The 21,206-nt window shown below is 39.2% G+C and carries 19 protein-coding genes; 12 read left to right on the top strand and 7 right to left on the bottom strand.

Features of this window, described 5'->3' with window-relative positions; genetic code table 11:
* Window positions 1-6: 6 nt before the first annotated feature.
* A complete protein-coding gene (locus I597_RS12165) occupies window positions 7-2,343 on the top strand; it encodes an ATP-dependent helicase (protein ID WP_035324530.1) in 2,337 nt (778 codons plus the stop codon).
* Between the two features lie 83 nt (window positions 2,344-2,426).
* Here the strand turns inward: I597_RS12165 and I597_RS12160 are convergent, their stop codons facing one another.
* Window positions 2,427-3,350 carry an alpha/beta hydrolase gene (locus I597_RS12160; protein WP_035324531.1) on the bottom strand — a complete coding sequence of 308 codons (924 nt, stop codon included), beginning with the start codon at window positions 3,348-3,350 and terminating at the stop codon, window positions 2,427-2,429.
* Window positions 3,351-3,456: 106 nt separating this feature from the next.
* Here I597_RS12160 and I597_RS12155 point away from each other — a divergent pair, with 106 nt between their 5' ends.
* Entirely contained in the window at window positions 3,457-3,672 is a 216-nt protein-coding gene (locus I597_RS12155) for a hypervirulence associated TUDOR domain-containing protein (RefSeq protein ID WP_021778714.1), read from the top strand.
* A gap of 74 nt (window positions 3,673-3,746) precedes the next feature.
* Window positions 3,747-4,364, top strand: a complete 618-nt coding sequence (locus I597_RS12150) for an L-threonylcarbamoyladenylate synthase (RefSeq protein WP_021778715.1) — start codon at window positions 3,747-3,749, stop codon at window positions 4,362-4,364.
* Between the two features lie 85 nt (window positions 4,365-4,449).
* On the opposite strand, the gene I597_RS12145 is transcribed toward I597_RS12150, so the two are convergent.
* The 4 genes from I597_RS12145 to I597_RS12130 form a co-directional block, all read right to left on the bottom strand.
* Complete coding sequence (locus I597_RS12145; RefSeq protein WP_052111637.1) at window positions 4,450-5,211, bottom strand: leucine-rich repeat domain-containing protein; 762 nt, start codon at window positions 5,209-5,211, stop codon at window positions 4,450-4,452.
* 241 nt (window positions 5,212-5,452) lie between these two features.
* Complete coding sequence (locus I597_RS12140) at window positions 5,453-6,316, bottom strand: OmpA/MotB family protein (protein ID WP_021778717.1); 864 nt, start codon at window positions 6,314-6,316, stop codon at window positions 5,453-5,455.
* A gap of 83 nt (window positions 6,317-6,399) precedes the next feature.
* Window positions 6,400-7,389: a glycosyltransferase family 2 protein gene (locus tag I597_RS12135; RefSeq protein ID WP_035324532.1), complete on the bottom strand. Its 990-nt coding sequence runs from the start codon at window positions 7,387-7,389 to the stop codon at window positions 6,400-6,402.
* Window positions 7,390-7,452: 63 nt separating this feature from the next.
* Entirely contained in the window at window positions 7,453-7,896 is a 444-nt protein-coding gene (locus tag I597_RS12130; RefSeq protein ID WP_035324533.1) for a type I restriction enzyme HsdR N-terminal domain-containing protein, read from the bottom strand.
* A gap of 36 nt (window positions 7,897-7,932) precedes the next feature.
* On the opposite strand from I597_RS12130, the gene holA reads away from it, so the two are divergent.
* The gene (gene holA, locus I597_RS12125) at window positions 7,933-8,937 is read left to right on the top strand and encodes a DNA polymerase III subunit delta (protein ID WP_035324534.1); all 1,005 of its coding nucleotides are present in this window, start codon (window positions 7,933-7,935) and stop codon (window positions 8,935-8,937) included.
* A 14-nt stretch (window positions 8,938-8,951) separates the two neighbouring features.
* On the opposite strand, the gene I597_RS12120 is transcribed toward holA, so the two are convergent.
* Together I597_RS12120 and I597_RS12115 are read right to left on the bottom strand one after the other, a co-directional pair.
* Window positions 8,952-9,332 carry a Rid family detoxifying hydrolase gene (locus tag I597_RS12120; RefSeq protein WP_021778721.1) on the bottom strand — a complete coding sequence of 127 codons (381 nt, stop codon included), beginning with the start codon at window positions 9,330-9,332 and terminating at the stop codon, window positions 8,952-8,954.
* Window positions 9,333-9,384: 52 nt separating this feature from the next.
* Window positions 9,385-12,174, bottom strand: coding sequence for a putative LPS assembly protein LptD (locus tag I597_RS12115; protein WP_035324535.1), 2,790 nt, complete (start codon window positions 12,172-12,174; stop codon window positions 9,385-9,387).
* Window positions 12,175-12,355: 181 nt separating this feature from the next.
* On the opposite strand from I597_RS12115, the gene I597_RS12110 reads away from it, so the two are divergent.
* The 8 genes from I597_RS12110 (at window position 12,356) to I597_RS12075 (ending at window position 21,127) form a co-directional block, all read left to right on the top strand.
* A complete protein-coding gene (locus I597_RS12110) occupies window positions 12,356-13,477 on the top strand; it encodes an N-acetylmuramoyl-L-alanine amidase family protein (protein ID WP_035324536.1) in 1,122 nt (373 codons plus the stop codon).
* A 66-nt stretch (window positions 13,478-13,543) separates the two neighbouring features.
* On the top strand, window positions 13,544-14,488 hold the full coding sequence (locus I597_RS12105) for an MlaD family protein (RefSeq protein ID WP_035324537.1): 945 nt from the start codon (window positions 13,544-13,546) through the stop codon (window positions 14,486-14,488).
* A gap of 24 nt (window positions 14,489-14,512) precedes the next feature.
* Window positions 14,513-15,859, top strand: a complete 1,347-nt coding sequence (locus I597_RS12100) for a 4Fe-4S dicluster domain-containing protein (RefSeq protein WP_035324538.1) — start codon at window positions 14,513-14,515, stop codon at window positions 15,857-15,859.
* Entirely contained in the window at window positions 15,849-16,187 is a 339-nt protein-coding gene (locus I597_RS12095; protein WP_035324539.1) for a hypothetical protein, read from the top strand. The genes I597_RS12100 and I597_RS12095 overlap by 11 nt, the downstream gene beginning before the upstream one ends.
* On the top strand, window positions 16,180-16,614 hold the full coding sequence (locus I597_RS12090; RefSeq protein ID WP_021778727.1) for an LNS2 domain-containing protein: 435 nt from the start codon (window positions 16,180-16,182) through the stop codon (window positions 16,612-16,614). The genes I597_RS12095 and I597_RS12090 overlap by 8 nt, the downstream gene beginning before the upstream one ends.
* 32 nt (window positions 16,615-16,646) lie before the next feature.
* Window positions 16,647-17,438: a (Fe-S)-binding protein gene (locus I597_RS12085; protein WP_021778728.1), complete on the top strand. Its 792-nt coding sequence runs from the start codon at window positions 16,647-16,649 to the stop codon at window positions 17,436-17,438.
* A 122-nt stretch (window positions 17,439-17,560) separates the two neighbouring features.
* Window positions 17,561-18,055: a hypothetical protein gene (locus tag I597_RS12080; protein WP_035324540.1), complete on the top strand. Its 495-nt coding sequence runs from the start codon at window positions 17,561-17,563 to the stop codon at window positions 18,053-18,055.
* Between the two features lie 150 nt (window positions 18,056-18,205).
* Window positions 18,206-21,127, top strand: coding sequence for a glycoside hydrolase family 3 N-terminal domain-containing protein (locus I597_RS12075; RefSeq protein ID WP_035328505.1), 2,922 nt, complete (start codon window positions 18,206-18,208; stop codon window positions 21,125-21,127).
* Window positions 21,128-21,206: the final 79 nt, after the last annotated feature.

Here is a 21,206-nt window from a genome sequence, read left to right as displayed (position 1 = left end):
CCTGCTATGGATTCAAAATTAGAAGTATATATTGAGGGCTTAAATGATGCCCAGCGAGCACCTACACTACATAAAGATGGTGCCCTTATTGTGATTGCGGGCGCGGGCTCTGGTAAAACACGTGTGCTCACAATGCGCATCGCATACTTGATGTCACAAGGGGTAGATGCCTTTAATATCTTATCGCTCACCTTTACTAATAAGGCGGCACGTGAGATGAAAAAACGTATTGCCGGTATTGTGGGTAATAATGAGGCAAAAAACCTATGGATGGGAACCTTTCACTCCATATTTGCCAAAATCTTGCGTATCGAGGCAGATAAGCTAGGCTACCCGTCTAACTTTACTATTTATGATACCCAAGACTCACAACGTCTTATAAGTGCCATCATCAAGGAGATGCAGCTAGATAAGGATATCTATAAGTACAAGCAGGTACAAAACCGTATCTCTTCTTTTAAAAATAGCTTGATCACGGTGCGTGCCTATGCAAATAATCCAGAGCTGGTAGAGGCAGATGCTATGGCAAAACGCCCGCGTATGGGTGAGATCTATGCAGAGTATGTAGATCGCTGTTTTAAAGCCGGCGCAATGGATTTTGACGATTTACTGCTACGCACAAATGAGCTGCTCAACCGCTTTCCAGAGGTGCTTAATAAATACCAAAACCGTTTTAAATACATACTGGTAGATGAGTATCAAGATACAAACCATAGCCAGTACCTTATTGTAAAGGCACTCTCAGATAAGTTTCAAAACATCTGTGTGGTGGGTGATGACTCGCAGAGTATATATGCCTTTAGAGGGGCAAACATTAATAACATTTTGAACTTCCAGAAGGATTATGATAATGTGGCAATGTACCGCCTAGAGCAAAACTATCGCTCGTCAAAAAATATTGTGGAGGCGGCAAACAGCGTGATAGAAAAAAATAAAACCCGTCTTGATAAAACCGTATGGACGGCAAACGAAGATGGAGGCCAGATTATCGTGCACCGCTCGCCTACAGATGGTGAGGAGGGACGCTATGTGGCAAGTTCCATTTTTGAAAATAGAATGAATCACCAGCTTAACAATGGTGACTTTGCGATACTGTACAGAACAAATGCACAGTCTCGTGCAATGGAGGATGCCCTGCGCAAGCGTGACATCCCGTACCGTATTTATGGTGGACTTTCCTTTTACCAGCGCAAGGAGATAAAGGATGTACTGGGCTACCTGCGTGTGCTGGTTAACCCAAAAGATGAGGAGGCACTCAAGCGTGTGGTAAACTACCCTGCGCGTGGTATAGGTGGTACCACCTTAGACAAGCTTACGGTGGCGGCAAAGCATTATGGTCGTTCCATCTTTGAGGTGATGGACAAAATAGAACAGCTAGGTCCCTCGATGAATATAAATCGCGGTACACAGACCAAACTTAAGAACTTTGTCACGATGATTAAGAGTTTCCAGATTCTTAATGAAGAGAGTGATGCCTTTACCGTAGCAGAGACGGTTGCAAGAAAGACAGGTCTATTACAAGAACTCAAAAAAGACGGTACGCCAGAGGGAATTGCTCGTATAGAAAATATAGAGGAGCTCCTTAACGGTATGCGCGACTTTGTAGAAGAGCAAAAAGAGCTGGCAGATGCCACTGGCTCGCTGGCAGAGTTTCTAGAAGATGTAGCGCTGGCTACCACGCTAGATAATGATACGGGTGATGATGACCGTGTGGCACTTATGACTATACACCTTGCAAAGGGGCTAGAGTTCCCGTTTGTATACATCGTGGGGATGGAAGAAGATCTCTTTCCTTCTGGTATGAGTATGAGCACACGTAGTGAGCTAGAGGAGGAGCGCCGTCTCTTTTATGTAGCACTCACTAGAGCAGAGAAGCAGGCATATCTCACCTACACAGAGTCTCGCTATCGCTGGGGTAAACTGGTAGATGCAGAGCCTAGCCGCTTTATAGAAGAGATAGATGATAAGTATCTGGACTACCAGACACCTATGGAGAGTTACCGCTATAAGCCACTTATAGATGCAGATATCTTTGGCGATGTAGATAAGAGTAAACTGCGTCTCAAGAAGCCCGTAAGTGGCACACCACCTAAGGTGGGAACACCTACACAAGACCAATTACGCAAGCTTAGAAAGATACGTCCAGCCGCTGGAGATAGCGCTACGCCATCACTGGCAGGTAGCCTAGAGCCAGGTACGGTCGTAGAGCACATACGTTTTGGAAAAGGAATTGTAGCCGGTATAGAAGGCAAAGGTCAAGACCAAAAAGCCGAAATCAATTTTGAAAACGGCGGACTCAAAAAACTGCTCCTGCGCTTTGCAAAACTTAAGATTGTAGAGTAGTAGGTGAGGAGTGATAAGGGTTTTTGTTACGCTTTCGCGAAAGCGTAAACAGCCTCATTACATCCTACTCGCAACACAGTTGTTTATTCTTCTATCGCAAGGTAAAGGTCTATATATTGCCCTATCTTGGTACGTAAGTCTAGGTAACTAGCCTCGTCCCAGTTACCGTGACCACCATCATATATTGTAAAGATGTGAGGTACATTATTGTTAGATAATGCGGTATCTAATCGCTGCCCGTTTGTAAGGGGTACCAGCGGGTCTTCATTACCATAAAACTGTAGGGTAGGGCTGCTATCTACATTTGCTACGATGGCAGGGCTTAATGCTTCGGCAAGGTTTGTATTTGCCGGGTATGCGCTCTCATCTGTAAGTGCATCTAGATATTGCTCAAAACCAGGCTCATCTGCATAAAAAGGATCTGTAAAATCTGCTGGTCCCACTATGTTTGCTACAAATTTTATTTGGTCTTGTGTATTATAGGTATAATCATACATCATAGCCAGATGTGCCCCAGCACTAAGACCTATAAAGCCATACTCGTTAAGAAAGCTTAGCTCCTCGTGGGTGTCATCTAGTTGATCTACCACCGCCTGCACATCTAGAAACTGGTTAGGAAACGCAGGAACACTAGGAGGGTCTGCCAGTACATAATTCATATTTACCACTGCGTGGTCTGGGTGTTGCGATTGCACGAGGTCTATAAAAGCAGTAACATCTTCCTTATCTCCTTCTACCCAGCCACCACCGTGTATAAGGATAATGGTTTTAGTTTTAGTTGCCTTACGACCAGCAGGGAGGTAGATGTCATACACCTGTAATGGGTCATCACCATACGATACATCTGTGAGTACTAAGGCTTCTAGATCTGCTTCTTCTGTAGGACCGTCATCTGTTGCAACAACATCATCTGTGATAACCTCTGGTGCTAGCTCCTCACTATCAGAACAGTTTATTGTTAAGAATGATAGTAATACCGCAAGTAGGAGTGTGTGTAGCAGTCTCATTAAGATAGTTTTAAGTACTAACGTGTAGATGTGCTTTTTATGTTAAGGTTGCGTTAGTTTTTTATAGAGTTTGGAGCAAACTCCCTAACTTTAAATAAAAAACAAGATGATTAAAGAAGGAACAAAAGTAAAATGGAGCTGGGGAAACGGCACAGCAGAGGGTAAAGTACAGTCTACATTTACAAAGAGTGTCACCCGCACCATAAAAGGAAACGAGGTCACCCGCGACGGCGAAGAAGGGAATAAAGCCCTCTACATAGAGCAAGAAGACGGTACAAATGTACTCAAGCTAGAAAGTGAAGTAGAACGCGCAGACGCATAATACTTCCTAATTATACACAGCGTCTTTATGGCGCTGTTATTCTTTGTAATTTTAACCTATCTAAATGTCAAGCTATGTCACAGTTTATAAAACTCTACGAGGAAAACCCAAACCCTAAAGATCTCAAGCAAATTGTAAAGATTTTAAAAGCTGGTGGTCTTATTATTTACCCAAGTGATACTGTATATGCACTGGGCTGTGATATCACAAACGCAAAAGCACTAGAAAAGGTGGCCCAGATAAAGGGCGTAAAGCTTGCAAAGGCAAACTTTTCTTTTGTGTGTGAAGATTTAAGCAACCTTTCAGATTATGTACGACAGATAGATACAAAGACCTTTAAAATATTAAAACGTGCCCTGCCGGGACCGTATACCTTTATATTACCTGGTAATAATAACTTGCCTAGCTCTTTTAAGAAAAAGAAGGAAGTGGGTATACGTGTACCAGATAATGAGATTACAAGAGCCATTGTACGTGCACTAGGAAATCCTATTGTATCTACGTCTATTTATGATGAAGATGAGGTGATAGAGTACACCACAGATCCAGAGCTCATCTTTGAGAAATGGCAAAATAGGGTAGACGTAATAGTAGACGGGGGTTACGGTGGTAATATACCTTCTACCGTAATTGATCTTACAGGTGATGAGCCTATTCTTATAAGGGAAGGAAAAGGAAGCCCAGAGCTATAAATAGAAAAACCTCTTCAAAGGAAGAGGCTCTTAACTAAATCTAATAAAAAGATTTGGGGGGCTTACTAGCTCGTAAGCTAATAAATTATTCTCCGCCAGCTAGGGCGTCTGATGCTACTGTAGAGAAGTTGTTATCGTGGTAAACTAACTCATCTAAACTTAATGTGTTGATGCTGTTTGGAAACTCACCGCTAAAATCATTATCAAAAACACTTAGTTTCTTTAAAGATGGCAACATTGCTATTCCTTCTGGTAACTCACCACTAAACTTGTTACTGTTAATTTGTAATTCTTTTAAGTTAGTTAGACTAGTGATTGAGCTAGGTAACTCACCTTCTAAATCATTGCTGTAAATACTTAATCTTTTCAGTTTTTTTAATCCAGAAAGATCTACTGGTAATGAACCTTCAAGACGGTTAAAGAAAAGATCTAAATACTCAAGCGAACCCATTGCAAGAATATTTGTAGGTATTGTTCCTTCTAATCTATTAAGAGATAGGTTAATTGTTTTTAACCCTTTTATAGTAGCAAGACTTGCTGGTATTGTTCCTTCTAGTTTGTTGTTGTGTAAATTAAGTACTTTAAGAGAAGTTAAGTTACTTAAAGAGGCAGGTAATGTACCTGTTAAGTTGTTGTCTCTTAAACTAAGTGCAAGAACTTGATCTCTAAAGATAGTTACACCTTTCCAGTTTTCTGGAGAATCGTTAAGATCCCAAGAGTTTGTCCACTCATTACCATTTGTACTGTTGTATAAATCTACAAGGGCTTGTTTTTGAGCTGGGCTAATTTCTGCAATTGCAAAAGCTGTAAAAAAGAAGCAAAGGATAGTTAGTGTAATTGATTTCATAGTTCTCTTATTTATGATTGGGTTACTCAAATGTAAGTATGTTTAATCGGTAAACAACACTTTTTTCTCGATTATCGACGAAAAGCACAAAATTTTAACATTTAATCGTATAATTTGTGTATTTAATCGATGATTTTGGATTTAACAGTGTCTTTAATCGAGTAAAAACTGTGTATATAAACGAAAAAAGGCTACCGTTAATCGGTAGCCTTTGATGAAATCTTGTTAAAATGAAGGTGAATTAGTTCCCTTCTTCTTCAGACATATTTTTCATTTCCTCCTCGATCATATTATAAAATTGATCAATTTTAGGAAGTACATAAATCTTAGTTCTTCTGTTTGTAGATTTATTTTCTGGTGTGTCATTTGGTACAAGTGGTACAAACTCACTTCGTCCAGCTGCAATAAGTTGTGCAGGGTTTGCACCTAGCTCTACAAGCTTACGCACAATAGCCGTTGCTCTTTTTGCACTTAAGTCCCAGTTGTCTATAAGGACCCCTCTATTATACGGTACGTTATCTGTGTGACCTTCTACTAGCGCTTCAAAATCTGGTTTACTATTTATAACTGTAGCCACTTTACCTAAAATCTCTTCTGCTCTAGAGGTAATCTGGTAGCTACCGCTCTTAAAGAGAACTTTGTCAGAAAGCGATATAAATACGACTCCTTTCTCTACATTAATCTCAATGTCTTGATCATTAATACCTACCTCACGTTTAAGGCTAGTTACTAGAGCAAGGGTTACACTATCTTTTTTAGTAAGTGCATCTTGTAGTCTATTAATCTTAAGATCCTTTTCTTTTAGGCTCTCTAGTGATTTCTCAAGATTTACAGCGCCTTGTTTAGTAAGAACTGTAAGGTCTTTAGAACTTTGTATAAGATTGTTCTTATCTTTTCTCATCTCGGCTACACGCTCTTCAAGTGATTTTACACGAGTGGTTGCACTAGCTTTTTCTTCAAGGCAAGCGTTAAGCTTAACCGTAGCAGAGTTTAAAAGGTCTTGAGTTTCTTGCTGTCTTGCTTCTAGCGCAGCATATTCTTTTTTAGAAACGCAAGAAGTTAAGAGTAAAGCGCTGGTGATACCAGCAATCAATAATCGTTTCATATGTTGTTTAACTTTTAAATGTTTTATAAATGTACGAAACCCACTTGCTTGTGGATCATCGTTAACACATATTTATAGATTTCTTACAGGTCCTTAAAGTACTGCTTTTTTTGAACAAAGTACTTCCAGACTATGGAGAAGGTCTGTGCGTAGGGAGTAGGATGCTTGAGTGTCATACGGTTAACTAGTAATGATGGTAAGTGGTAATAAAAACTAAAGTGCGCTTTTACAATGGCAAGTAAATGCTTGGGCTTTCCTTCAAAAAGGTATTTAAGACCAGCAATACCGTCAAGTATAAGTCGTGCAAAGACGATAAAGAAAGCTCTTATTCCCTTTACGTTCTTCATCACATTAAACAAGGTATTCCTAAAATTATAAAATGTCTTCTTAGGATTTTCTGAAGGTAGTGTAGCACCACCTAGATGCAATACTTCACTAGCACCACTTGCGAGCACTTGATACCCCATATTACGTAAACGCCAGCAAAGATCTATCTCTTCTTGATGTGCAAAAAAAGTTTCGTCTAGCGCTCCTACTTGCCAGAAGTAAGGTGCTCTTACAAAAAGACAAGCTCCGCTTGCCCACTGTACTTCCCTTGTGTCATTATATTGACCTGTATCTTCTTCACAGGTATCAAAAATTCGCCCGCGACAAAATGGATAACCAAATGCATCTAGATAGCCGCCGGCCGCTCCAGCATACTCAAAGTGTGTAGGCTTCTTAAGATCTTTTATTTTTGGTTGTGCAGCACCTACTAGCGGATTGTCAAACAATGCAATCATAGGTTCTAGCCAGCCTTCGGTAACTTGTACGTCACTATTAAGTAGTACATAGATGTCTGCCATAATATGCTTTAATGCATCATTATAACCTTTTGGATAGCCACCGTTTTCTGAGTTTTGTATGATTTTGACCTCCTTAAATTGCTCTTGAACATAGGCAACAGAAGTATCTGTACTCGCATTATCTGCGACATATATTTCAGCGTTTGGACTATGGGATACTACAGAAGGTAAAAATCGTTCTAGTAGCGATTTACCATTCCAGTTGAGGATGACGATTGCAATTTTCACGGTGCAAATAAAAGCTTTTTTATGTTAATAAGCTTTCGCGAAAGCATAATAAAACCCATTAAGTTATTTATAATCTGGTAGTTCTCTTAAAAAGTCATAACGCTCTGCAACGCTGTCTACTTTACAATAGTAATGAGAGAGCCCATTTGTGACCATAAGCAGGTCTGCTTGCAACTCTAGATTATACCTGGCTATCTGGTCAAAGGTAGCTTGTGTGATTTGGACCTTTGGCGCCTTGCACTCTACTATGATATACAGAGATCCATCGGGTTTAAAAACGACAATATCATAACGTTTACGCGTATTTCCTACGCGTATTTCTTTTTCTACATTTATAAGACTCTCTGGATAGCCTTTATCTTCTAGCAACCATTTAAGTACGTGTTGTCGCACCCATTCTTCAGGGGTTAGTACCAAGAATTTTTTGCGTATGATGTCAAATATAAACGTTTTGTTTTCGCTATTTTTGAGCCTAAATGAGTATGCAGGAAAAGAGAGCTGTTGCATACCACAATAGTACGAGTTCTACGGGAAAAGCCAAAGGTGAAGCACGCAAAAAACATAGTAGACGATATTAAAAATGGGATTATAAAACCTATCTATTTTTTAAGTGGAGAGGAACCCTATTTTATAGATCAAATCACAGATTACATAGAGCATAACCTCCTTGATGAAGCCGAAAAAGGATTTAATCAAGTAGTACTTTATGGTCGTGATGTCTCTATAGAAGATATTGTGAGCAATGCAAAGCGATACCCTATGATGGCAGAGCGGCAGGTGGTGATTGTAAAAGAAGCACAAGACCTCTCTCGTACAATAGAAAAGCTTGTAGATTATGTAAAAAACCCACAGCCTACTACAGTGCTTGTTGTGGCTTATAAGTATAAGAAACTAGACAAGCGCAAAGGACTCTCAAAAGCACTTAAAACTCACGGAGTGCATTATGAAAGCAAGAAGCTCTATGAAAACCAAGTAGGAGACTGGCTGCGCCGTGTACTTATAGATGAAGGCTACCATATACAGCCTAAGGCAGCACAAATGCTAGTAGATTACCTAGGTAATGATTTAAGTAAGGTGGTAAATGAGCTCAATAAACTGATGCTTATTTTACCTAAAGGGAGTGAGATTACCCCACAAGCCATAGAGGAGAACATAGGGATAAGTAAGGACTTTAATATTTTTGAGCTTCGTAAAGCCATCTCAGAAAAAGACGTTGTAAAAGCACAGCGCATCGCACAGTACTTTACACAAAACCCAAAAGATAACCCGCTAGTACTTACCGTGGGGCAACTTTTTAGCCTTTTCTCAAGTATATTAAAATATCACGGCTTACCGCAAAAGGATAAAGCTACTGTGGCAAAAACGCTAGGAGTCTCTCCTTTTTTTGTAGGTGAGTACATCACTGCCGCTCGCAATTACCCTATGAAAAAGGTGAGCGCCTGTATCGCCCTCATAAGAGAGGTAGATGTAAAAAGTAAAGGAGTAGGAGCAAGTGCCTTTGCAAGTAATGATTTACTCAAAGAGTTGCTCGTAAAGATTATGAACTAAGGGCTAGCTACCAATTATTCGGCGGCGATTACGCTTATTTCTACATTTACGTATTTAGGTAGGTTTGCCACTTCTACGGTTTCTCTAGCAGGAGCTGTTGCCTCGTTAAAGTACTTACCATACACACTGTTTATCTTCCCAAAGTTTTCCATATCACTTATAAAGATGGAAGTCTTTACCACATTTTCAAAAGTCATTCCTGCTTCGGTAAGAATCGCTTTTACACTTTGCATTACAAGCTCAGTTTCCTCTTCTATACTTCCTTTAAAAAGCTCGCCAGTTGCTGGTATAATAGCAATCTGCCCGCTAGTATATAACATTCCGTTTACAAGGGTTGCTTGATTGTACGGTCCTATAGGTGCTGGGGCGTTTGAAGTTGTGATTATTTTTTTCATTAGTATGGTTTTTAGTACGCTTTCGCGAAAGCGTAATTACTGCTATCTCTATTTATAATTGCTGGTCTGGGGTACGGCGTTTGTCATATTTTATATCACTCAGCAGGTTACCGGTAATCCCTATAAAGAAATTCCACGAAGTTCTACTCAAGTCATTATTTACGGGTGGTACCCAGCTAAAACGCATATTCCAACTCTCAAGATCTCTCGCAAAGTTAAGTGAGGTGTAAGTAATACCAGGGTTTGCAAGGTCATACCCAGTAGATCCTCCTACGGTCCAGCGGTTACCTAGCTTTATATCACCACTTATTACAATAGAGTGGGTGCTTATCTGGTCTTGTCTGGCACTGTTTGCATAACCTACTTGATAGCCAAAACGTAAATTCCACGGCACTTTAAAGGTGTAGAATTCTACTTCTTTTTCTTCCTCATCCTCATCTGGTTCATCTCTTCCGGCATTTCTATTTCCGGTAATATCTACTCCTTGACCCAGTAAGTCATCTGGGCGCCCCCCACCAGCAAAGGTTGAGTTTTCTGTACGATCTGTATTACGACCGGGATCTTTTTTACCGCCTTTCTCAAAGTCTCTACTTGAAAAACTGTAACCAAAACTCGCTTGCCCAGAAGTAAGTCTAAAAAGGCTACCACCATTATTTATATTGAGCCTGTCTATTCTTCTGTTAGAACTATTAAGCGCATAGATATCTAGATTTCCACCAAAGTTGATGTCGAGCTTGTCTTGTATTATAGGTATAGAGCCATTAATATTTATAGGAGAAAGCCTGAGACTATCTGCCGCAATATTATAAGAGGTCCTTATGTTGAGATTGTTTATAAGATTTATTTTCCGCGGTTCTGTAGCTGTGCTGTCTTTGCTCCTCACCTTAGCCTCAAGTGTATTTGCTAGACTAAAAGAAATTGAGTTAGACACCTGGTTACTAGGTGCTCCAAAAAAACCTCCATCAAAACGTGAGTACTCAACAGTCTCATCAAAAACGTCACTCAATGGATCGTTAGGGTCGTTGCGCTCATAGGTGTCATAAAACTGGCTAAAGGCAGGAGTGTATGACCACCCTATAGAAGGACGTACCACGTGGCGTATGGTTTGTATTTTACTACCTTCTTTAAAGTTAAAAGTACCATATACAGTTGTCCCTAGGCTTACACCTCCTCTATAAGTACGGTAGGCATCAAAGCCATTTACGGTATCTCGTACCACTGTTTTTGTGTCTTGATCAAAACTCTGATCTATAGTTTTAAAAACCCAGCTCTCTTCAAAGTTACCATTTACTGAGGCACTTATGTAGTTAAAGAGTTTAAAGTTAGTAGAGATCGGGATGCTGTGTCTTATACCTGTCTGAGCGCTCTCAAACATCTCTGAGGTAAAAAATTCATCATCTGTGGTATTAAAACGGTTATCTGCTCGTAGGGCATAGCTCAGATTTACATTTTTAATAAGCCCTTTTTTGGACCCAGACTTACCTGCAAAGGGGTAGATTCTATCTACGTTAAGCTGTGTGGTAGGGAGCGACATTGTAATTTGCTCTGTCTGTGAGTTTTGAGAGTGTGTTGCTGCTACCGTAAGGTTTACAGGTACCGTACCTGGGAAGGTACGTGAGTATGACACAGAAGAACTAAAGTTGTTATTTAAAAAGTTACCCGTGTTTGCCTGGCTTAACGATTGTCTATAAAAGTTACTACTACCTAGGTTTACAGAGGCAGAAAACCTACTGTTGGGACTAGACTTTGTGTCTTGAGAGTGGTTCCAGCGTATGTTATAGGTGTTTGTTTCAGAAAAGTCTGGTAAGCCTCGCTCACTAAAAAGGATGCGCTCAGAGCTAAAACTAAAACGACCGTTAAATTTATAACGTAGTTTATATTCTGTATCTGCTCGTATGGCATAACTACCATTAGTATAGTAATCTCCTGTAAGCGCAAGATTAAAATAATCGCTCAGTGAGAAGTAGTAACCACCATCTGTTACAGAGTAGCCACGCTCATTACTCTCACCCACACCAGGTACAATAAAGCCAGACACACTACGCTCTTTTTCCATAGGGAAAAAAGCAAAAGGAATCCCGATGGGTGTAGGCACATCTGCGATGTACATATTAGTAAGACCCGCAACTAGCTTTTTACCAGGTACAAACTTAACACGCCTAGCATAAAAGTAATATTCTGGATTGTCTAGATCTTCTGAGGTGGTGATCTTTACATTACTCATAAACACCACAGAGTCGTTTACACGTTTACTACGTTCGGCTTTGAGGTTTATTTGTTGGCCTCCAGCACCTTCTACACGGGAGCCATAGATGAGGGCGCGCTGCGTGTCAAAATTAAATTTTATAGAGTCTGGTTGTACCTCATTTACTCCTTGTACAAAAACGGGTATTTGAGAATAATTACCAGCAGAGTCTTTTATACCTTTTGCAAACACCGTGTTAGACTCATAGTCAAGTATGATCTCTCCGGCATTAATTTTCATATCCTCATAAAGAATCTCTGCCTCGTTATATAGGTATATTTTCTTTTTGCGCTGTGAGATACGCTGGTAGTCTGTAGCCTTATAGGTTACTTTGTCTGTAAGTGTTTCTGGTTTTTTCTTTATAGAGTCTTGAGGTGTTGAGAGTAGTTCCTCTACGGTGATGTCTTTTGTAGTTAGAGTGTCTACTGGTTTAGCAAGAGTTTGAAAACCCTCTGTAGCACTCTGCATAAGGGTGGTGTCTTGAGGCGGTACACGTCTGGCATCATTCTTGGATGGAACGTCCTGAGCATTTACTGTAAGTAGTGGCAGCAAGCAAAGTGAGCAGATAATAAGAAGGAGTCCAGTTTTTGTTTGCAATGGGATTAGCCTATTTTTGTGCGAATATCAATCAATTAAAGTGCCAAAATTACGTATATTTTTTTCGGCTTTTGCCTTAGAAAATATTTTTTGAAAATAACACCCGTATTCAGCACGTTACATCAGTAAACGAGTTTAATTTTATACCTAACGCTTAAAAGAGTAAGATTTGATACAAAGGATGCGTAAAAAAGACATATTTAAGATTTATTTAACCATTGGGCTACTTGTGTGGAGTTGTCTTAATGGCGCTTTCGCGAAAGCGCAATCACCCTCAACCAGTAAGAAATTTAAGGTAGTACTTGATGCCGGTCACGGTGGTGACGATAGCGGAAACCGTGGAAATGGGTATTATGAAAAAAATATAGCCCTAGACATTGTACTCGCCGTAGGTGCCGAACTTGAAAAGCAAAAAGACGTAGAAGTTATCTATACTAGAAAGAAGGATGTCTTTATACCACTAGCAACCAGAGCAGATATTGCAAACGAGGCAAATGCAGATCTCTTTATTAGTGTACATTGTAACTCGCACTCTAGCCAGGCAAAGGGTACAGAGACGTTTGTTATGGGTATTGATAAGAATGAAAAAAATATGCGCATCGCCAAAAAGGAAAATGCGGTAATCCTTCTTGAAGATAATTACGAAGAGCGCTATGCTGGTTTTGACCCTAATAAACCAGAAACAATGATAGGCCTTGAGCTTATGCAAGAGGAGTATCTTGACCAGAGTTTAAACCTAGCGAGTTTTATAGAAAAAGAATTTACGAGTGCCGTGAGAAGAAGTAGTAGAGGTGTAAAGCAAGGACCTTTCTGGGTACTGCACAGGTCTGTAATGCCTAGTGTGCTTGTAGAGACTGGCTTTCTTACTAACAATGAAGAGGGAAGATTTTTAAATTCAAATGCTGGTAGAGTTAAGATGGCAAAGGCTATAAGTACCGCGGTGACTAATTATAAGAAGGCTATACAAGCGACAGAAAGTATTACCGTAGCGGCAGATGCACCTGTGGTTAATGAACCTGTGCGTGTTGAAAAATCTAAGATTTATAAAGATGTTACTTTTAAAGTACAGCTAGCGGCAAGTAAACGTAAACTTGAGACTAAATCTTACAATTTTAAGGGACTTAAGAATGTGAGCCGTATTAAAGATGGGAGACTTTATAAATATTATTATGAAGCAACCTCAGACTATACGCTGGCCAGAAGATTTTTACAAGATGCAAAAGTAAAGGGGTATAAGGAAGCTTTTATTGTACCTTTTGATAAAAGTAACAATAAGTTACAGCTTAAGCAAGTGTTAAAATAGTCTTATCTGTAAGGTAGACCTTTAACAATTCACCTACATTTGTTTTTATAACCATCATCTCAATTAATGTCTAAAGAAATCAAAACCGCCATACTAGTAATTGCAGCATTGCTGTTACTTATTTTTGGCTACAATTATCTTAAAGGAAATAATCTACTAGATAAGAGTAAAATTCTCTACGCAAAATATGATAATGTAGAAGGTCTTGCACCTTCATCACAAGTGACTATTAATGGATTGCCAGTGGGTAGAGTACTATCTATAGACTTTGCAGATAGTTCTGGTAAGCTTGTGGTAAAGTTTGTGGTTGAGAAAGATTTTGAATTTTCAAACCAGAGTCTTGCTAGAGTCTACGGTGGAGGATTAATAGGAGGTAAGTCACTAGCGATAGTTCCTACCTATGAGAAGGGACAAAATGCAAAAACTGGAGATACATTGCCAGGTGAGATGGGTGAGGGTATTATGGAGCTGGTGAACGAGCGCCTTACGCCATTACAAAATCAAGTTGAGAAGGTAATAGGTGACACAGATTCTCTTCTAGTAAACGTAAATTCTGTACTAGATAGAGATACAAGAGCAAACTTAAGAGACGCGATTGCAAACTTTACAACAGCTTCTAAAGAGCTTAAAGGAATATCTGGCTCTGTAAATGCCTTATTATCAGAAAACCAAGTAAAATTAGACCGTACCATAGCAAATCTTGACAAAATGAGTGGTAATTTTGCAACATTATCAGATTCGTTGTCACAGATACAAATGGGGACAATGGTTGCAGATTTAGAAAAGACTATAGCAGATTTTCAAGAAATCTCTAATAAGTTAAATTCTCCAGAAGGAACCGTAGGTAAACTTTTGAATGATGAGCAACTTTACTTAAATTTGGATCGTACAGCAAATCAGATGGGGGACTTACTTCAGGATATGAAGCTCAACCCTAAGAGATATGTTCATTTTTCGCTTTTTGGTAAAAAACCGGGAGCGTATACTCCGCCTAAAGATTCGTTACAGTAGGCGCGAGCTTAACTAACGAATTTTATGCAATACATTCAAAATTTTATTTTCCTTGTAGCCCTAGTTCTTGGGGTTGGTTTCTTTGTAAAAAACATTAAAAAGCTTTCCCGTAATATAAATCTGGGAAAAGATGTAGATCGTTCTGATAACAAGCCACAGCGCTGGAAGAATATGGCAAAGATTGCCTTAGGCCAGTACAAGATGGTAAAAAGACCAGTATCTGGTATTCTACACGTTGTTGTTTACGTAGGTTTTATCATCATAAACATAGAAGTGCTTGAGATCATAATAGATGGTCTTTTTGGTACACACAGAGTATTTAGTTTCTTAGGAGGGTTGTATGATTTTCTTATAGGTAGTTTTGAGATTCTTGCATTTTTAGTACTTGTAGCTGTTATCATTTTCTGGTTACGCCGTAATGTGATTAAAATACAGCGATTCTTAAAACCAGAGATGAAGGGATGGCCTAAGGCTGATGGTAATATCATACTATATTTTGAAGTAGTATTAATGGGGCTTTTCCTCACTATGAATGCTGCCGACTTACAATTACAAACTATGGGAGCTGCTCACTATGCATCTTTAGATGGTAGTATAATGGGTTCTTTCCCTATAAGTAGTTTTATAGCACCCCTTTTTGAAGGAATGTCTGAGAGTGCTCTTATTATCGTAGAGCGTGCCGCGTGGTGGATACACATCTTAGGAATATTAGTTTTCTTAAATTACCTATACTACTCAAAACACTTACACATCTTACTTGCATTTCCAAACACTTGGTATGCAAAGCTTAAACCACAAGGTGAGTTTAATAACCTACAAGCTGTTACAGATGAGGTAATGCTTATGATGGATCCTAATGCAGACCCATTTGCCGCACCACCAGAAGGAGCAGAAGAGGCAGAGGTAGGTAAATTTGGAGCTAGTGATGTAACAGATCTTAACTGGGTACAACTTATGAACTCTTACAGTTGTACAGAGTGTGGGCGTTGTACGAGTGAGTGCCCTGCAAACCAGACAGGTAAGAAATTGAGCCCTCGTAAGATTATGATGGATACCCGTGATCGTCTTGAGGAAGTTGGTAAAAATATAGATAGCAATAATGGCGTGTTTATACCAGATAACAAGCAGTTGCTAGATGATTATATCACAAAAGAGGAGCTTTGGGCTTGTACTACGTGTAATGCTTGTGTTGAGGCTTGTCCTATAGGTATTGATCCATTGAGTATCATTGTAGATATGAGACGTTATATGGTGATGGAAGAAAGTGCAGCACCTACAGATTTAAATAATGCAATGACTAACATAGAGAATAATGGTGCACCGTGGCCGTTTAATCAGTTAGACAGAGGTAACTGGATCAATGAGGTATAAACTTTTTATAATAGTAGGAGTGTTTTTTTTCGCTTTCGCGAAAGCGCAAACCCCTACAAAAAATTATAAAATCGATAGTTTACAGTTTAAAATGTACACACGTCTCTTCGTAGGGCCGCAGTTACAAGTAGATAGTATTACCGTCAAAAAGATATTTTGTGATTGGTGTACAGAGACCCAGATGCAAGTCTTAAGAGATGAGGCAATGCGACAATCTATGATAGAGCGTCACAACCCTAGATATAAAAAACCTGGAGAGCATAGACTGGCCCTCTACGTAAGATTTAGTAAAGAAGATTTTAAAAACCTAAACGATACCAATGAATAAAGAAGACGTAGACAAGCTATTAAGCGAAAAGCTAGAAGACGGAGAACACGTAAGTCCAGTACTTCCAGAAGGGGTTAAAAATTATCTTATTGATATAGATGGCACCATTACAGAAGATGTTCCTAATGAGGAGCCAGAGCGTATGGGTACTTGTGAGCCTTTTCCAGATGCATTAAAAACGCTTAACAAGTGGTATGATGAGGGTCACATTATCTGTTTCTTTACTTCAAGAACAGAAGAGCACAGAGATGTAACAACAGAATGGTTAAACCGTCACGGGTTTAAATTTCATAGCCTTTTGATGGGGAAACCTAGAGGAGGAAATTATCACTGGGTAGATAATCACCTAGTAAAAGCCACACGCTACAAAGGTAAATTTACGGACCTAGTAGAGAAGAAAGTGACCATAGAGGTCTTTGAAGATTAAATTATAATTAGATTACATAGTAATATACGCATATGAGTGAGACACTTAAAGTACCCACAATGGCCGAATATCTGGCGCAAGGAAAGCAGCCAGAAGTACTCTTTTGGGTAGGTTGTGCAGGGAGTTTTGATGACAGAGCAAAGAAAATTACAAAAGCATTTGCTCGTATATTAAATAAAGCAAACGTAGATTTTGCAGTTTTAGGCGCAGAAGAAAGTTGTACTGGAGATCCAGCAAAAAGAGCAGGAAATGAATTCTTGTTCCAGATGCAGGCAGTTACAAATATTGAAGTGCTTAATGGTTATGAAGTAAAAAAAATAGTAACGGCTTGCCCGCACTGTTTTAATACACTTAAAAACGAGTATCCATCACTAGGTGGAAACTATGAAGTGGTACACCATACACAGTTCTTAAAATCACTACTTGATGACGGTCGTCTTACAGTAGAGGGAGGTAAGTTTAAAGGAAAGCGTATCACCTTCCACGATCCTTGCTATTTAGGACGTGCAAATGGAGTCTATGAAGCACCTAGAGAATTACTACGCAAACTTGATGTAGAGCTTGTGGAAATGCGCAAGTGTAAAACTAATGGTTTATGTTGTGGAGCTGGTGGAGCACAAATGTTCAAAGAGCCAGAGCCAGGTAATAAAGATGTAAACATAGAGCGCACAGAGCAAGCACTAGAGGTGAAGCCAGACGTGATAGCAGCAGGATGTCCTTTTTGTAACACAATGATGACAGATGGTGTTAAGAATAAAGAAAAGGAAGGTAGCATCGAGGTAATGGATGTTGCAGAGATGATTGCTTCTGCAGAAGAATTGTAGAGCACCTGTCATTTCAAGAAATAAGTAGTGCGGTTATGGTATCGTTTTAACGTGCACTTTAATATCAATTTATTTTCAAAGCGGATGTAACATCCGCTTTTTTTACTTTTAAATAGAATAGTATGCTTGTAGATTTTAATTCACTTTCAGACACATCAAGAATCTGGTTATACCAGTCTGATCAAAAATTTACAGATGAGCAAGTAGCTCAACTAGAGAAAGATTTGAGTACATTTTTAACTGGCTGGACAGCGCACGGAGCAAGTCTTAAAGCAGGTTTTGAAATAAAATATAATCGTTTTATAGCCATAGGCCTTGATCAAACAGAAGCTGCCGCTAGTGGATGCTCTATAGATAGCCAGGTGCGATTTATTATATCATTACAAGAGGAGCTCGGGGTAGACCTTCTTGATAAAATGAATGTGACCTATTATCAAAATGATCGCATACACTATAAAACACTTCTTGATTTTAAAAAAATGATTAAAGACGGTGCCGTAGGTAAGAACACCATAGTGTTTAATAATCTTGTAGCTACTGTAGGTGAGTATAAAGTAAACTGGGAGATTGCTGCAAAAGATAGCTGGCATTCTCGCTTTCTTAAAAAAGGAAAATAGCTAGTCTCTCTTAGTTCATAAGATGTTGTTAAGATTTCTAATTTTTAAGAACAGGGTTACAATAAACCCCCTATTTTTATATTAGTAATTAGAAAGCGCTTCTTGGCGTTATTTTTGATTTCTACAAGACAACTTAAAAACTTAGACTATATGGCGTTTACACGCAATCTCACCATACTATTATTTCTTTTATTTACCACCTTTGCTTTCGGTCAAGAGCGATACCCCTTATATGCAAATGATATTGTGGCGCAACGCGCTTGGGTTGATTCTGTCTATCAACAAATGACTCCAAAAGAGCGCATAGGTCAACTATTTATGGTGGACATATTCTCAAGTGATCCTCAGGTCAAGATAGATAAAATCAAAAAGCTCATTAAAGAAGAGCACATAGGCGGTCTTATCTTCTCTAAAGGTGGCCCTATGCGACAGGCAAAACTCAATAATGAGTTTCAAGCAATGTCAAAAACAAAACTCCTCGTGGGTATGGATGCAGAGTGGGGACTTGCAATGAGACTAGATAGCACATATGCTTTTCCGTGGAATATGACACTTGGTGCCATACAAGATAATAATATTGTAAAGAAGGTGGGAAAACGCATAGGTGAGCATTCAAAGCGTCTTGGTGTACACATTAACTTTGCTCCTGTAGTAGATATAAATATCAACCCTGCAAATCCTATTATAGGTAACCGCTCTTTTGGAGAAGATAAAGTAAACGTAACAGAAAAGGCTATTGCCTTTATGGAAGGAATGCAAGAGGCCGGTGTCTTAGGCAGTGCAAAGCATTTTCCTGGTCACGGAGATACAGATAAAGACAGTCATAAAACGCTCCCTACTCTCAATTTTACAAAAGAACGACTTCAGAGTGTAGAGATGTATCCCTATAAACCTATTATAGAAAATGGTATTGCAAGTATTATGGTAGCCCACCTTAATGTACCAGCACTTGTTCCAGAAGAAGGTGTACCCACAAGTATATCACCTACGGTGGTTACAAAAATGCTTAAAGAAGAGTACCTCTTTCACGGCCTGATATTTACAGATGCCCTTAATATGAAGGGCGCAGCAAACTTTAAAGAACCTGGAGATATTGATCTTGCAGCCTTTAAGGCAGGTAATGATATCTTGCTTATAAGTGAAAATGTTCCTTCGGCTTCCGCCAAAATTTTAAATGCATTACAACAAGGTGAGATTACAGAAGAGCGGTTAGCCCATTCTGTTAAAAAAATACTATATGCAAAATACAAAGTAGGACTACATAATTATACACCTGTCACAACTAAAAATCTTGTGAACGACCTGAATTCTAGATATGATGATATCGTATATAGCGAGGCAATCGAAAATGCAATTACTGTTACAAAAAACAACAATAACGTTATCCCAGTTACAAATATTGATCAGAAAAAAATAGCTTATGTAGGTCTTGGTGATGATGACGGTTCAGCTTTTAAGCAGCAACTACGCAAGTATGCTTCTATTGAAAATATCACAACAAAAACTCTAGAGGCCACCCAAGAAAAACTAGCCGATTTTCACTATGTGATTATTGGTTTCCACAGATCTAATGCAAACCCTTGGAAGTCCTATAAGTTTACAAAAGAAAACATACGCTGGATTAAGGAGATAGCCAAAACTAAAACGGTAGTACTAGATCTTTTTGTGCGTCCGTATGCAATGCTAGACCTGCAAGACACACAAGATATAGAAGCGATAATACATAGTTACCAAAACAGTAAACTAGCGCAAGAAAAAAGCGCACAGCTCATCTTTGGCGCAATTCCAAGCAAAGGTAGATTACCCGTATCGCTAGGTGATACACCCATACGCACAGGTTTACAATCTGGAACCCTAAGAAGAATGTCTTATGGTATACCAGAAGAGGTAGGCGTAGACTCAGATACCCTCAATATTAAGATAGACTCTCTTGTAAATCTAGGGATTAAAAGAGCGATGATGCCTGGAGCACAGGTGCTTGTTGCGCGTAGAGGTAAAGTGATATATGATAAAAGTTTTGGATATCACACCTATAATAAAAAACAACCTGTACGTCCAGAGAGTATGTATGACATTGCCTCTATGACAAAAATTCTTGCCTCATTACCGCTCTTAATGGAGCTTGAGAGCGAGGGAAGTATCGATCTAGAAGATAAGTTAGGCACGCTTATTCCAGAACTAAAGGGTAGTAATAAAGCAAATATTACTCTTAAAAAGGCACTGTCTCATTACGGGAGATTCAAAGCGTGGATTCCGTTTTATGTGAGCACGCTAGACTCGGTTACAAAAAAACCACTAGATGATTATTACAGCACTTCATACTCGCCTAATTATAATATTAAAGTGGCAGAGAAGATGTACCTACGCACTGGATACACAGATACTATTATAAAGAAAATAGCAGACAGTGACTTGCGCTCTCGCTTATCTTATAAGTACAGCGACTTGCCTTATTACTTGATGAAAAAATTCTTGGAGGATTATTATGGTCAGAATCTTCAAGAGCTCACAAGCAGTCATTTTTATAACTCAATAGGTGCAAACTACACTGGTTATAGACCCCTTAGAAAATTTGAGAAAGAAATGATTGTACCTTCAGAAAATGATACCTACTGGCGCAACCAAAAAGTACAAGGCTACGTGCACGATATGGGTGCAGCAATGCAAAGCAATATGGGTGGTCACGCAGGCTTATTTTCAAACTCAAATGATGTTGCCAAGTTGATGCAAATGTATCTTCAAGACGGTTATTATGGAGGTAAACGCTACTTCTCAAAAGAAACAATGGAGCGTTTTAACACCTGTAATTATTGTGATAATGAAGTGCGCAGAGGAGTAGGATTTGATAAACCACAACTTAGTGGTGGAGGTCCTACTTGCGGTTGTGTCCCTATGACCAGTTTTGGGCATAGTGGTTTTACAGGGACTTACACCTGGGCAGACCCAGAAAATGAACTAGTATACGTGTTTTTATCTAACAGAACATTTCCTACTATGGAGAATAGAGCTCTTATAAAATCTGGTTTAAGAACCACTATTCAGGAGGTGATTTATCAATCTTTAATTGATTAAATTTGTAAGGCTATGAGCTACTTGTACTACTTATAAAGTGTATGAGTCCGCTTTCGCGAAAGCGTAAAAAAACAACCCA

This window comes from Dokdonia donghaensis DSW-1 (genome assembly GCF_001653755.1).
GTDB classification, from domain to species: Bacteria; Bacteroidota; Bacteroidia; order Flavobacteriales; family Flavobacteriaceae; genus Dokdonia; species Dokdonia donghaensis.
Note: the sequence above shows the minus strand (reverse complement) of the source record. Positions and strands in the feature narration are given on the sequence as shown.

Coding starts and splice junctions, on each gene's coding strand:
- I597_RS12165 (WP_035324530.1), top strand. CDS start 7: ATGGATTCAAAATTAGAAGTATATATTGAGGGCTTAAATGATGCCCAG.
- I597_RS12160 (WP_035324531.1), bottom strand. CDS start 3,350: ATGAGACTGCTACACACACTCCTACTTGCGGTATTACTATCATTCTTA.
- I597_RS12155 (WP_021778714.1), top strand. CDS start 3,457: ATGATTAAAGAAGGAACAAAAGTAAAATGGAGCTGGGGAAACGGCACA.
- I597_RS12150 (WP_021778715.1), top strand. CDS start 3,747: ATGTCACAGTTTATAAAACTCTACGAGGAAAACCCAAACCCTAAAGAT.
- I597_RS12145 (WP_052111637.1), bottom strand. CDS start 5,211: ATGAAATCAATTACACTAACTATCCTTTGCTTCTTTTTTACAGCTTTT.
- I597_RS12140 (WP_021778717.1), bottom strand. CDS start 6,316: ATGAAACGATTATTGATTGCTGGTATCACCAGCGCTTTACTCTTAACT.
- I597_RS12130 (WP_035324533.1), bottom strand. CDS start 7,896: ATGCAACAGCTCTCTTTTCCTGCATACTCATTTAGGCTCAAAAATAGC.
- I597_RS12120 (WP_021778721.1), bottom strand. CDS start 9,332: ATGAAAAAAATAATCACAACTTCAAACGCCCCAGCACCTATAGGACCG.
- I597_RS12110 (WP_035324536.1), top strand. CDS start 12,356: ATGCGTAAAAAAGACATATTTAAGATTTATTTAACCATTGGGCTACTT.
- I597_RS12105 (WP_035324537.1), top strand. CDS start 13,544: ATGTCTAAAGAAATCAAAACCGCCATACTAGTAATTGCAGCATTGCTG.
- I597_RS12100 (WP_035324538.1), top strand. CDS start 14,513: ATGCAATACATTCAAAATTTTATTTTCCTTGTAGCCCTAGTTCTTGGG.
- I597_RS12095 (WP_035324539.1), top strand. CDS start 15,849: ATGAGGTATAAACTTTTTATAATAGTAGGAGTGTTTTTTTTCGCTTTC.
- I597_RS12090 (WP_021778727.1), top strand. CDS start 16,180: ATGAATAAAGAAGACGTAGACAAGCTATTAAGCGAAAAGCTAGAAGAC.
- I597_RS12085 (WP_021778728.1), top strand. CDS start 16,647: ATGAGTGAGACACTTAAAGTACCCACAATGGCCGAATATCTGGCGCAA.
- I597_RS12080 (WP_035324540.1), top strand. CDS start 17,561: ATGCTTGTAGATTTTAATTCACTTTCAGACACATCAAGAATCTGGTTA.
- I597_RS12075 (WP_035328505.1), top strand. CDS start 18,206: ATGGCGTTTACACGCAATCTCACCATACTATTATTTCTTTTATTTACC.